Here is a 12,434-nt window from a genome sequence, read left to right on the forward strand (position 1 = left end):
CGACCGACATGACGATGAAGATCGGCTGCGCGCCGTGCTGCTGGGGCGTCGACGACGTGAGCAACCCGCACTTGCCGCCGTGGCGGCACGTGCTCGCCGAGGCGTCGGCGGCCGGGTATTCGGGCATCGAGCTTGGCCCGTACGGCTACATCCCGCTCGCGCTCGACGTCGTGCGCGCGGAGCTCGAACAGCAGCGGCTGAGCATCACGGCCGGCACGATCTTCGACGATCTCGTGTCGCCCGCGAATCTGCCGAACCTGCTGCGCCAGACGCGCGACATCTGCATGCTGATCACGCAGTTGCCGAAGCTGCCGACGCAGCGCGGGCAGCGTTATGCGGCGCCGTATCTCGTCGTGATGGATTGGGGTCACGACGAACGGGACTATGCGGCCGGTCACGGCGATCGCGCACCGCGGTTGCAGAAGGAGGACTGGGCCGCGATGGTCGACCACATCCGGCAGATCGCGACGCTCGCGCGCGACGGGTTCGGCGTGCGCGCGGTGATTCATCCGCACGCGGGCGGCTATATCGAATTCGCGGACGAGATCGACCGGATCGTCGCCGACATACCGGCCGACACGGCGGGCCTCTGCCTCGATACGGGCCACCTCTACTACTCGGGCATGGACCCGTGCGAATGGCTGCGCCGCCATGCGGCGCGGCTCGATTACGTGCATTTCAAGGATATCGACGCGGCCGTATACGACGCGGTGATGAGCGAGCGGATCCGCTTCTTCGATGCATGCGCGCGCGGCGTGATGTGTCCGATCGGCCGTGGCGTGCTCGATTACCGCGCGATCAAGGGCACGCTCGACGACATCGGCTACGCCGGCTACATCACGATCGAACAGGAGCGCGATCCACGCAATGCGGACACGAGCCTGCGCGACGTCGCGGCGAGCCGCGCGTTTCTCGCATCGGCCGGGTTCGCCTGAACGATGCATCCGCGCGACTGCGCGAAGAACGAAATCGAACCGCTGAATACGGAACACCCGGATACGCACTGAGGACCACGAACATCATGATCGACGGACAGATTCTGCTTGGACATTCGATTCCCTGGGCGATGGTCGGCGGCGGCCTGGGCAGCCAGATCGGCTACAGCCACCGCTCGGCCGCGCTGCGCGACGGCAGCTTCCGGCTCGTCGCCGGCGCGTTCGACCTCGATCCCGAGCGCGGGCGGCAGTTCGGCGTGAAGCTCGGCGTCGACGCCGAGCGCTGCTATCCGGACTATCAGACGATGTTCGACGCCGAAGCGAAGCGCGAGGACGGCATCCGCGCGGTCTCGATCGCGACGCCGAACAACACGCACTTCGAGATCTGCCGCGCGGCGCTGAACGCGGGGCTGCACGTGGTTTGCGAGAAGCCGCTCTGCTTCACGACGCAGGAGGCCGAGGCGCTGCAGCGGCTGGCCGTCGAGAAGAACCGGATCGTCGGCGTCGCGTACGGTTATTCGGGCCACCAGATGATCGAGCAGGCGCGCGAGATGATCGCGCGCGGCGATCTCGGCGAGATCCGCATCGTGCAGATGCAGTTCGCGCACGGCTTTCACAGCGACGGCGTCGAAGCCGAGAGCGCGGCCGCGCGCTGGCGCGTCGACCCGAAGTTCGCGGGGCCGAGCTACGTGCTCGGCGACATCGGCACGCATCCGCTCTACATCGCCGAAGTCATGGTGCCGTGGCTGAAGATCCGCCGGCTGATGTGCTCGCGGCAGAGCTTCGTGAAGAGCCGCGCGCCGCTGGAGGACAACGCGTTCACGATCATGGAATACGACACGGGCGCGATCGGCTACGTGTGGTCGAGTGCGGTGAACGCCGGCTCGATGCATGGGCAGAAGGTGCGCGTGATCGGCTCGAAGGCGAGCGTCGAATGGTGGGACGAGCATCCGAACCAGCTGCGCTACGAGGTGCAGGGGCAGCCTGCGCAGATGCTCGATCGCGGCATGCCGTACCTGCATCCGGACGCATTGCGCGAGGACCGGATCGGCGCCGGCCATCCGGAAGGGTTGTTCGACGCATGGTCGAATCTGTACGCGCGCTTCGCGCTCGCGATGGACGCGGCCGATCGCGGCGACGCCGACGCGCTCAAGGGCATCCGCTTTCCCGATGTCCACGCCGGCGTCGAGGGCGTGCGCTGGGTCGAGAACTGCGTGCGCTCGGCCGACGCGGGCGGCGTGTGGGTCGACTACCGCTGAGTTGCGCGCCGCGACGCACGGCGGCGCGCGTGGTGCGCGCGCCGCGGCGCCGGCCGCCGCCGTCGGTGCACGCCCTAAGCTTTACGCCGCCGCGACGCCGGTGGAGAATCGTTCCGGTATCGCCGCGGTGTGCTGGCCCGTGATGATCGAGCGCGTGGGAGCGAGCAGGCGGCGCGAGACGCGTCGCAAACGTGTTTAAATTCGCCCTTCATGCATGTGTTCATGCGGTGTCCCGAGCCGCGTTCGCGTATCGGGGCCGTCCATTTCGCGCCATTCGATGACTTCGTCCGAGAAACCTCCCGCCACCGTCGAGCAGTTCCTGCAGCGTCTGACGCAGGAGTACGACGGCCTCAGCAACCGCCTGAAGGTCATTGCGCGGCACGTCGAAACGCACCGGGACCAGCTCGGCCTCGAAGGGATCCAGTCGCTCGCCGAGGCGTGCGGCGTGCAGCCGTCGGCGGTCGTGCGCTTCGCGAAGCACTTCGGGTTCTCGGGCTTCTCCGAGATGCAGCGGCTGTTTCGCGAAGGGCTCGCGCAGCAGATCGCGCCGGGCCGTGCCTACAGCCTGCGGCTGCGCGACGTGATCGAATCGGGTTCGTCGAGCCTGCAGCCCGAGCAGATCGCCGACGAGTTCATCAAGGGCAGCATTGCGGGCATGCAGCAGCTGCGGCAGACGCTCGACCCGGCGGCGCTCGCGCAGGCGGTCGATCTGCTGGCCGACACGCAGGCGATCTGGATCGCCGGCTCGCGCCGCGCGTTTCCGATCGCCGTGTATCTCGACTATGCGCTGCAGCATACCGACAAGCGCATCGGGCTGTTCAGCGCGCTCGGCAGCATGCATCTCGGCCAGATCCGCTCGGTGCGCGACGGCGACGTGATGATCGTGATCTCGTTCATGCCGTATGCGGAAGAGACGGTTCAGGTCGCGCAGCAGGCCGTGCAGCGCGGCGCGCGGCTGATCGCGATCACCGACAGCCGGATGAGCCCGATCGCGCGGGAAGCCGAGGTGACGCTGATGGTGCAGGAAAGCGCGACGTTCGGATTCCGCGCGCTGACGGCGTCGATGGGTCTCGCACAGAGCCTGTTCGTCGCGCTCGCGTATCGGCTCGAGCTGTCGTACCTGCCGAGCGCCGACGGCGCGCACGGCTCGAAGGCCGGCTGACGCCGCGCCGGCCTCGGCGCACCGCCCGCCGAGGGGCGGCGCGCCGCCGTGGTCACTTCGCGGTCGGCATCGCGAACTCGGCACCCTTGCCGATGCTAGACGACCAGCGCTGCATCACCGACTTCTGCCGCGTATAGAAGCGCACGCCTTCCTCGCCGTACGCGTGCATGTCGCCGAACAGGCTCTTCTTCCAGCCGCCGAAGCCGTGCCACGCCATCGGCACCGGAATCGGCACGTTGATGCCGACCATCCCGACCTGGATGCGCCGCGCGAACTCGCGCGCGATGCCGCCGTCGCTCGTGAAGCACGACACGCCGTTGCCGAACTCGTGCCCGTTGATCAGGTCGACCGCTTCGCCGAAGTCCTTCACGCGCACGCAGCCTAGCACCGGCCCGAAGATCTCTTCCTTGTAGATTCGCATGTCGGGCGTCACGTGATCGAACAGCGTACCGCCGGTGAAGAAGCCTTGCTCGCGGCCCGGCACGCGCAGCCCGCGGCCGTCGACGACCAGTTGCGCGCCTTCCTGCACGCCGAGCTCGATATAGCTTTCGATGCGCTTGAGCGCCTCGCCCGTGACGATCGGGCCCATCTCGACTTCCGGCGACATCCCGTCGCCGATCACGAGCTTGCGCGCGCGCTCGGCGACGGCCGGCACGATCCGCTCGGCGACATCGCCGACCAGCACCGCGACGCTGATCGCCATGCAGCGCTCGCCGGCCGAGCCGTACGCGGCGCCGATCAGTGCGTCGACGGCCTGCTCGAGGTTCGCGTCCGGCATCACGACGAGGTGGTTCTTCGCACCGCCGAGCGCCTGCACGCGCTTGCCCGACTGCACCGCGCGCTGCTGCACGTACGCGGCGATCGGCGTCGAGCCGACGAAGCTGACGGCCTGCACGTCGGGATGATCGAGCAGCGCGTCGACGGCGCCCTTGTCGCCCTGCACGACGTTGAACACGCCGGGCGGCAGCCCGGCCTGCGTGAGCAGGTCGGCGATGTAGAGCGCAGCCGACGGGTCGCGCTCGCTCGGCTTCAGCACGAACGTGTTGCCCGTCGCGATCGCGACCGGGAACATCCAGCACGGCACCATGCACGGAAAGTTGAACGGCGTGATGCCGGCGACGACGCCGAGCGGCTGACGCATCGTCCAGTTGTCGATGCCGGTGCTGACCTGGTCGGTGTAGTCGCCCTTCAGCAGTTGCGGAATGCCGCACGCGAATTCGACGATGTCGATGCCGCGCGCGACTTCGCCCTGCGCGTCGGAGAACACCTTGCCGTGCTCGGCGGTGATGATCGCCGCGAGCGCGTCGCGATGCTCGTTCATCAACTGCAGGAAACGGTGCAGCACGCGCGCGCGGCGAATCGGCGGCGTCGCGGCCCAGTCCGGAAACGCCGCGGCGGCCGACGCGACGGCCCGCTGTACTTCGCCGTCGTCGGCCAGTGCGACGCGACGCACCGCGCGGCCGAGCGCAGGATTGAAGACGTCCTGGAAGCGGCCGCTGCGGCCGGCCACAGGCGCGCCGTCGAGGTAGTGGCCGACGTCGGCATCGGACGTATACGCGGGAACCGGGTTCATCGTGTCTCCTGAAGATTCGGGGGAAGGGAAGGCCTCAGTCTAGGGAAACGCGGCGGGCCGGAGAAGGCCGCGCAGCTTGATTCACTGTTCAGAATTCTGAATAATCGGCGGATGAATCAGCAAAATGTCCAGGCGCTCTGGCCGCACATCCATTCGCTGACGGTGCTGGCCGCCGCCGGCAGCTTCACGGCCGCCGCGCAGCGGCTCGGGATCAGCAAGGCCGCGATGAGTCAGCGCATCGCCGATCTCGAAAAGGCGGCCGGCGTGCCGCTCGTGCGCCGCACGACGCGCAGCGTGCGGCTCACCGACGCGGGCCGGACGCTCGTCGACAGCACGCGCGACGCGTTCGAGTCGATCGGCCAGCATTTCGCGCGCGTCAAGGAGCTCGCCGGCGAGCCGCGCGGGCTCGTGCGCGTGACGGCGCCGGTCGCGCTCGGCCGCCAGCAGATCGTCCCGCATCTGCCGGATTTCCTGCGCGCGCATCCGGGCGTGCATCTCGAACTCGACCTGTCGGACCGGCTGCATTCGCTGACGCAGGAAGGCTTCGATCTCGCGATCCGCCATACGACGACCGCGCCGCAAACACACGTCGCATGGAAGCTCTGCGATACGCGCTCGCTGCTCGTCGCCAGCCGCGACTATCTCGACGCACGAGGCGCGCCGCGCCATCCGCGCGAACTCGTCGACCACAGCTGCCTCTGCTATCTGCGCGACAACGAGCCGGCCGCGTGGAGCTTCGAGCTGCAGGGCAGGCGGCGCGAGCGCGTCAGCGTGCCGGTGCGCGGCAGCTTCGCGGCGAACAACAGCGAGGCGATGCGCGAGGCCGCGCTCGGCGGGCTCGGCATCGCGCTGCTGCCCGATTTCAGCGCGCGGCGCGATCTCGATGCGGGCCGGCTCGTATCGCTGCTCGACGGGTGGCGGCCGTCCGGCGCGTTCGGCGACCACATCTTCGCGATCCGGCCGTACAGCGCGGTCGTGCCGAGCGCCGTGCGCGCGCTCGTGCGCCATCTGCGCGAGCGGCTGGCGGGCGGCTTCTCGGGCGCATGACGGGCCCGCAACGGCCCCGTCACGGCCTCGCCACGGGCCTGCGACGGCCGCGTCGGGCCGTCCGGCGCGCGCGGCCGCGCTGCGGTAAAATCGCGGCTTCCTCCCGCGCCCCGTGCGGCGCGCCATTCGAAGGTCGACAGCCGATGCAGATTCACAAGGAAGTGGACGCGCGCGGGCTCAATTGCCCGTTGCCGATCCTGCGCGCGAAGAAAGCGCTCGCCGATATGGAAAGCGGGCAAATCCTGAAGGTGCTCGCGACCGATCCGGGCTCCCAGCGCGACTTTGCCGCGTTCGCGAAGCAGACCGGCAACGAAATCGTCGAATCGACGACGCAGGACAAGACCTTCGTGTTCCTGATGCGTCGCCGCTGACGCGACGCCACGCCACACCACACCGCTCGCCGTGCGCCGCCCACGGCGCAAACGCGTCGGCGCGCCGCGCCGCGCCGTGTTGCAGGGCCGCCCCGGCCCTGTCCGGCACGTTCCCGAGCCGCGCCAGTCTGACAATTCTTAAACCTCGGTTTGCCGGCGGCTGCGTATACTGGCCCGTCCGGTCGTCCGTGCTGTTCGGGCGCGCCGGCCACGGTACGTCGAAGAGGCAGGCACGGGGGCCACGCCCGACGCGACCGTCGTATAAGGGGGGAGAGGACATGTCCTTCAGACCAGGGACCCGACGAAGTCCGTCCACAAGGGATTGCATTGCATCCGCCTGCACGCCGGCATCGAGCCGCGTGGAGCTGGATCCGCAGCAGGACCGCCATGCGCGGGCCGCACTCGAGGCATACGCCGATTCGGCGGCGGCCGAGATGCCGTGGCTGGCCGAATGGCTCGGCGAGCGGCTGCGCGACGCCGCGCAGCACGACGCGCCGGCCGTCACGTATTGCAGCGCGACCGTCGAACGCGTGTTCGATCTCGCGCACGCCTGGGCGGCGAACCGGCCCGACTATGCGGCCGCCGCGTGGGAAGAGGTGCGCGGCCAACTGCAGCGGATGCTCGCGCAGCACGCGCCGGCCGACGACTGGCTGTAACGCGGAACCGGTGCGGTCGCGGCCGGGGCCAGGGCCAGGGCCGCGGCGATCGCGCGACAACGACGATTATTCGAAGAATGAGCCGTAGTCCACGCAATTCCCTGGCGAATTTCATACTACTATGCTGAAATCGCCGGTTCGTCCGTGCCCCGTTTTTGAGATATGTTGCCGGGGCAACCGTGTCGCATCCGTTGCGCGGCGGCGACCGGCGGCTCGAGGGCCGGTATCGGGGCCGCGCCGCAGTCGATGCGGCAGCGGCAGGAGCGGGGAGTTGAACTGGACGAATCGCTTTCGATTTGCGGGGTGCTATGAGAATTGCTGTACTGGATGACGATCCGGCCCAGACGGATTTCGTCAGTCAAACGCTGACGGCCGCCGGCCACACGTGCTACGCGTTCAAGGAAGGCAAGGCCCTGAAGAAGCGTCTGCAGCGCGAGACGTTCGATCTGCTGGTCCTCGACTGGAACGTGCCGGACATGTCGGGCGAGGAAGTGCTGAAGTGGGTGCGCGCGAATCAGACCGAGCACAGCCTGCCGATCATCTTCATGACCAGCCGCGACGACGAGGCCGGGATCACGCAAATCCTGAACGCCGGCGCCGACGACTACGTCGTCAAGCCCGTGTCCGGCCCGATCCTGCGCGCGCGCATCGGCTCGCTGCTGCGCCGCGCGTATCCGGTCAACGCGGAGGCGACCGTTCGCGAGTTCGACCAGTTCCGCTTCGACGTGAACCTGAAGCAGGCGTACGTCGGCGACAAGGCCGTGAGCCTCACGCAGAAGGAATTCGAGCTCGCGCTGCTGCTGTTCCAGCATCTCGACCGGCCGCTGTCGCGCGCGCACATCCTCGATCTCGTGTGGAAGCAGGCGACCGACATTCCGTCGCGCACGATGGACACGCACATCTCGATGCTGCGCACGAAGCTGGGCCTGCGGCCCGAAAACGGCTATCGGCTCGCGCCCATCTACGGCTACGGCTACCGGCTCGAGCGCGTCGGCCAGGGAGAACCGGAGTGACGACGGCCATCACGCAGCGCGCCGCCATGCTGCGTACCGCCGGCCTGCGCGCGGCCTGTGCGGTCGCGCTCGCGGTCGCGGCGCAGCATGCCGCGGCCCAGCCGCCCGCCACGGCGGGCAAGACGATCGCATACCGCACGCAGGCGGGCGATACGCTGTACGACATCGCCGCGCGCTATCTGCAAGGCGTCGACGACTGGCAGCTGCTGCAGCAGCTGAACCACGTGCCCGAGCCGAAGCATCTGCAGCCCGGCATCGCGCTGAAGCTGCCCGTCGCGCGGCTGCGCAAGGAGCGGCTCTCGGCGCGCGTCGTCGCGGTGCAGGGCACCGCCGAGCGCGCGACCGGCAATGCGCAATACGCGCCGCTTGCCGCCGACGCGACGGTCACCGAGGGCGACCGCGTGCGCACCGGCGCGAACGGTTTCCTGACGCTCGAGCTCGCCGACGGCACGCACATGAGCCTGCCTCCGGACAGCCAGCTCGACCTGAAGACGCTGCGCCGCACCGTGCTGACCGGCACGCTCGACCGTCAGTTCGAACTGACGCGCGGCTCGGTCGACAGCGACGTCACGCACCTGAAGAAGCGCGACGACCGTTTCCAGATCCGCTCGCCGTCGGTCGTCGCCGGCGTGCGCGGCACGCGCTTTCGCGTGAATTACGATGCCGCCGGCAGCGCGGCCACGCGCGTCGAGGTGCTGGACGGCACGGTCGGCGTCGCAGGCAGCCGGCGTCCGGCCGGCGCGACGCTCGTGCATGCCAACTTCGGCAGCGTCGCGAGCGCGTCCGGCGCGGTCGGTGCGCCGATTCAGCTGCTGCCGGCACCGGTGCTTGCGCATCCCGAGAAGGTGCAGGACGACGCGGACGTTGCGTTCGATCTCGCGCCGCTCGCGCAGGCACGCGCCTATCACGTACAGCTCGCGCGCGACGCGGGCATGCTCGAGCTGTTCCGCGAAACGCGCAGCGACGGGCCGCGTGCGGTATTTCACGACGTGCCGAACGGTACGTACTTCGTGCGGATCGCGGCGATCGACGACAACGGCCTCGAGGGCCTGCCGCGCATCTATGCGTTCGAGCGCCGGCTGATGGGCCTCGATGCGACCGCGACGCCCGGCGAGGGCGGCTACGTGTTCCGCTGGTCGGCCAACGGCGCGGGCGACGGCGCGCGCTACCGGTTCGTGCTGTCGCGCTCGAAGGACTTGAGCGCACCGGTCGTCGATCAAGTCGGGCTGCGGGCGCGTCAGATCAGCGTCGCGCATCTGCCGCCGGGCGAGTATTTCTGGGCCGTGACGGTCGAGGAGTTCTCGGGCGGCAAGTTCTACGAGAAGACGAGCCCGGTCGGTGCGTTTACGTTGTCGCGTTGATCCGCGGCAGATGAAAGCCGATTCCGTTTCTCCGCGGCGGCAGCTCGGGCGCCGTTTCCTGCTCGAATGGATCGCGATCGGGTGCCTCGGGATCGCGGTGATCTGCGCATGCGCGCTCGGCCGCGCGTCGTCGAGCGTCGACGGGCTGATCTACGATCGGCTGCTGATGCTGCGCAGCCTGCCGCTGTCGCCGGACGTCGTCGTCGTCGACATCGACAACCGGAGCGTGTCCGCGCTCGGCCGCTGGCCGTGGTCGCGCAACGTGCACGCGCGGCTGCTCGATACGCTCGCGCGTGCGCAGCCGGCGGCCGTGGTCTACGACGTGCTGTTTACCGAGCCGTCTCCCGACGATCGCGCGTTCGCCGACGCGATGGCGCGCGTGCCGACCTTCCTGCCGGTGCTGCTGAGCCCGGAGCAGGACGGCAAGCGCGTACTCGATCCGCCGGTCGCGGCGCTCGCCGCGCGCGCGATGGGGCTCGGGCATATCAATCTCGAAGTCGATCCGGACGGCATCGTGCGCAGCGTCGCGCTGTTCGAGGACGACGGCCGCACGCGCTGGCCGCAGCTGATGGTGCCTGTCTATCGCGCGATCGCGGCCGGCAAGCTGCATCCGGCCGGCGGCGCGCCGGGCCCGCGCGCGCACGACCTGTCGCGCGACGCGGCCGGCGAAGGCCGCTATCTGATTCCGTTCAGCCGCAATACGCCCGCGTATCCGACGCTGTCGTTCGACGATGTGCTCGAAGGGCGCGTGAAGCCCGATGCGCTGCGCGGCAAGATCGTCGTCGTCGGCGTGACCGCGTCGGGGCTCTACGATCGCTTCGCGACGCCCGTGTCCGGCGATTTCGGCCCGCTCGCCGGCGTCTACATCCACGCGAGCGTGCTCGACATGCTGACGACCGGCTCCGCGATTTCGCCGGTCTCGCGACCGGCGCTGTTCGCCGCGTCGCTCTTGCCGCTCGCGGCGCTGCTCGGCGGTTTCCTGATGCTGTCGCCGTGGCGCGCGCTGCTGCTGACGCTGAGCCTCGCGGCGCTCGCGGTGATCGCGAGCATCGCGCTGCTGTTCGAGGCGCGCGTCTGGCTGTCGCCGGCGCCGGCCGTGTTCGGGCTGATCGCCGTGTATCCGATCTGGAACTGGCGGCGCCTCGAAATGACGATGTCGTACCTGCGCCGCGAGCTGCAGCGGCTCGCCGACGAACCGCATCTGCTGCCGGAGGCGCCGCGCGCGCGCCGCGTCGGCGGCGACGTGCTCGAGCGCCAGATGGCGTTGATGGCGCAGGCCGCGCAGCGCCTGCAGGACATGAAGCGCTTCGTGTGGGACAGCCTCGACAGCATGCCGGAACCGATCTTCGTGACCGACCTGGCCGGCACCGTGCTGATCGCGAACCACGCCGCCAAGCGCTACGGCTCGCGGCTCGCGCTGCCACTGCCGGAAGGGCGGCCGCTGCGCGCGGCGCTCGGCGAGCTGACCTTCGTGAAGACCGTCGACGGCAACGCGGAGCACGACGTCGCGATCCGCGACAGCTGGCCGGCCGCGCTCGACCCGACGCTCGCGGCCGAGCACGACGTGATGGCGCGCGGCATCGAGGTGCGCGATCGCGACGGGCTCGACCATCTGCTACGCTACGCAGCGTGTACGAACGCACAGGGTCACGTGACCGGCTGGATCGCGGGCCTCGTCGACGTCACCGAACTGCACGCGGCCGAGCGGCAGCGCGAGGAAGCGCTGCATCTGCTGTCGCACGACATGCGCTCGCCGCAGTCGTCGATTCTCGCGCTCGTCGAGATCGAACGCGACCGCGTCGAGTCGGACACGATGCGCGCGCTGCTCGCGCGGATCGAACGCTATGCGCACCGCGCGCTGTCGCTTGCCGACGAGTTCGTGCAGCTCGCGCGCGCCGAGTCGCAGGCCTATCAGCTCGAGACGACGAGCCTCGTCGACGTGCTGATCGACGCGAGCGACGAAGTGTGGCCGCAGGCGCAGGCGAAGCGCATCCGCATCGATACCGACGTCGGCACGGAGATGTGCTGGGTGAGGGCGGACCGCTCGCTGATCACGCGCGCGTTCGTCAACGTGCTGAACAACGCGGTCAAATATAGTCCGTCCGACACGACGATCACGTGTACGCTGACGGTCGAACACGCGTCGAAACGGATGTTCTGTACGATTCGCGACCAGGGGTACGGCATTGCGCCGGAAGATCAGCGACATCTGTTCGAGCGTTTCAAACGATTCCATGCGGGCGAACGGCCCGAAATCTCGGGCTCCGGGCTCGGCATGGCATTCGTGAAGACGGTCGTCACGCGCCACGGCGGCAGCGTGTCGGTCGACAGCGAAGTGGGCGTCGGCACCGCGGTGACGGTGTCGCTGCCCGCGATCGACGAGCCGTCCGCCTGACAGGGCCGGGCACGACGGCAGGCATTGGGGGAAGTCATGAGAAAGCAATGGGCAGCGACCGCGCTGGCGGCGTCGCTGTTGACGGGTTGCGCCGGCGTCACGACCGGCGTCAGCGCGGTCGGGCAGCCGGACGGCTTTGCGTCGGGCGCGCACGGCTACGACATCGTCCGGACGGCCGCGCAGGCCGACGATGCCGACTATCGGCAAATCGAGACGCGCGTGCGCGAGGCGCTCGCGCGCCGCGGCTTCGACGTGCAGCCGGCGCAGGCCGCGCGCTACCGGCTGTCGATCGCCTATGCGACGCAGCCGGCCGCAGTGGCGGCGAGCGCGGAGCAGTGCGGCGGTGCGAGCAGCGCGTGCGTGACCGTCGACGGGCCGGCGCCGCTCGCGCTGCCGTTCGCGGGTCGCGTGTATCGCCACGTGCTGACGCTGCGTTTCGTCGACGCGAAGTCGGGCGCGGACGTCTATCGCGTGTCGGCCGCGCTGCGCGACCGCGAGCCCGGCGTGCAGCACGCGGTGCCTGCGCTCGTGACGAGCGCGCTCGCGAAGCTGCCGTTCGACGCGGGCGGCGGCTGGCTCGTCGAGACGAAAAAAGACGACGCGGGCGCGATGCCGGGCGTCGTCTCGGTGAAGCCGGCGCCCGCGCACTGAGGCGCGGGCCG

The 12,434-nt window shown here is 69.4% G+C and carries 11 protein-coding genes; 10 read left to right on the top strand and 1 reads right to left on the bottom strand.

Translation table 11 applies throughout. The features are described from left to right. Nucleotides 1–8: 8 nt before the first annotated feature. The 3 genes from NP80_RS19900 (at nucleotide 9) to NP80_RS19915 (ending at nucleotide 3,356) form a co-directional block, all read left to right on the top strand. Nucleotides 9–935 carry a TIM barrel protein gene (locus NP80_RS19900; protein ID WP_006411426.1) on the top strand — a complete coding sequence of 309 codons (927 nt, stop codon included), beginning with the start codon at nucleotides 9–11 and terminating at the stop codon, nucleotides 933–935. 86 nt (nucleotides 936–1,021) lie between these two features. After that, nucleotides 1,022–2,194 carry a Gfo/Idh/MocA family protein gene (locus NP80_RS19905; RefSeq protein WP_006411429.1) on the top strand — a complete coding sequence of 391 codons (1,173 nt, stop codon included), beginning with the start codon at nucleotides 1,022–1,024 and terminating at the stop codon, nucleotides 2,192–2,194. 277 nt (nucleotides 2,195–2,471) lie between these two features. Further along, nucleotides 2,472–3,356 (top strand): MurR/RpiR family transcriptional regulator, encoded by an 885-nt coding sequence (locus NP80_RS19915; RefSeq protein ID WP_006402125.1) that lies wholly within the window; start codon nucleotides 2,472–2,474, stop codon nucleotides 3,354–3,356. Nucleotides 3,357–3,408: 52 nt separating this feature from the next. Here NP80_RS19915 and NP80_RS19920 read toward each other — a convergent pair whose 3' ends face one another. Further along, nucleotides 3,409–4,929 (bottom strand): CoA-acylating methylmalonate-semialdehyde dehydrogenase, encoded by a 1,521-nt coding sequence (locus NP80_RS19920; protein ID WP_006409754.1) that lies wholly within the window; start codon nucleotides 4,927–4,929, stop codon nucleotides 3,409–3,411. Between the two features lie 111 nt (nucleotides 4,930–5,040). Between NP80_RS19920 and NP80_RS19925 the strand changes: the two genes are divergently transcribed. From NP80_RS19925 to NP80_RS19955, 7 genes are all read left to right on the top strand, one after another. Next, complete coding sequence (locus NP80_RS19925) at nucleotides 5,041–5,976, top strand: LysR family transcriptional regulator (RefSeq protein WP_006409757.1); 936 nt, start codon at nucleotides 5,041–5,043, stop codon at nucleotides 5,974–5,976. A 143-nt stretch (nucleotides 5,977–6,119) separates the two neighbouring features. After that, nucleotides 6,120–6,347 carry a sulfurtransferase TusA family protein gene (locus NP80_RS19930; RefSeq protein WP_006402122.1) on the top strand — a complete coding sequence of 76 codons (228 nt, stop codon included), beginning with the start codon at nucleotides 6,120–6,122 and terminating at the stop codon, nucleotides 6,345–6,347. A 278-nt stretch (nucleotides 6,348–6,625) separates the two neighbouring features. After that, complete coding sequence (locus tag NP80_RS19935) at nucleotides 6,626–7,003, top strand: hypothetical protein (protein ID WP_035488218.1); 378 nt, start codon at nucleotides 6,626–6,628, stop codon at nucleotides 7,001–7,003. 308 nt (nucleotides 7,004–7,311) lie between these two features. Then, nucleotides 7,312–8,016 carry a response regulator transcription factor gene (locus NP80_RS19940; RefSeq protein ID WP_006402120.1) on the top strand — a complete coding sequence of 235 codons (705 nt, stop codon included), beginning with the start codon at nucleotides 7,312–7,314 and terminating at the stop codon, nucleotides 8,014–8,016. After that, nucleotides 8,013–9,377, top strand: a complete 1,365-nt coding sequence (locus NP80_RS19945) for a FecR family protein (protein ID WP_006409753.1) — start codon at nucleotides 8,013–8,015, stop codon at nucleotides 9,375–9,377. The genes NP80_RS19940 and NP80_RS19945 overlap by 4 nt, the downstream gene beginning before the upstream one ends. Before the next feature lie 10 nt (nucleotides 9,378–9,387). Then, the gene (locus NP80_RS19950; RefSeq protein ID WP_006409756.1) at nucleotides 9,388–11,772 is read left to right on the top strand and encodes a CHASE2 domain-containing protein; all 2,385 of its coding nucleotides are present in this window, start codon (nucleotides 9,388–9,390) and stop codon (nucleotides 11,770–11,772) included. 36 nt (nucleotides 11,773–11,808) lie between these two features. Beyond that, complete coding sequence (locus tag NP80_RS19955) at nucleotides 11,809–12,423, top strand: DUF4136 domain-containing protein (RefSeq protein ID WP_006402117.1); 615 nt, start codon at nucleotides 11,809–11,811, stop codon at nucleotides 12,421–12,423. Nucleotides 12,424–12,434: the final 11 nt, after the last annotated feature.

It is taken from the genome of Burkholderia multivorans ATCC BAA-247 (assembly GCF_000959525.1).
Classification (GTDB): domain Bacteria; phylum Pseudomonadota; class Gammaproteobacteria; order Burkholderiales; family Burkholderiaceae; genus Burkholderia; species Burkholderia multivorans.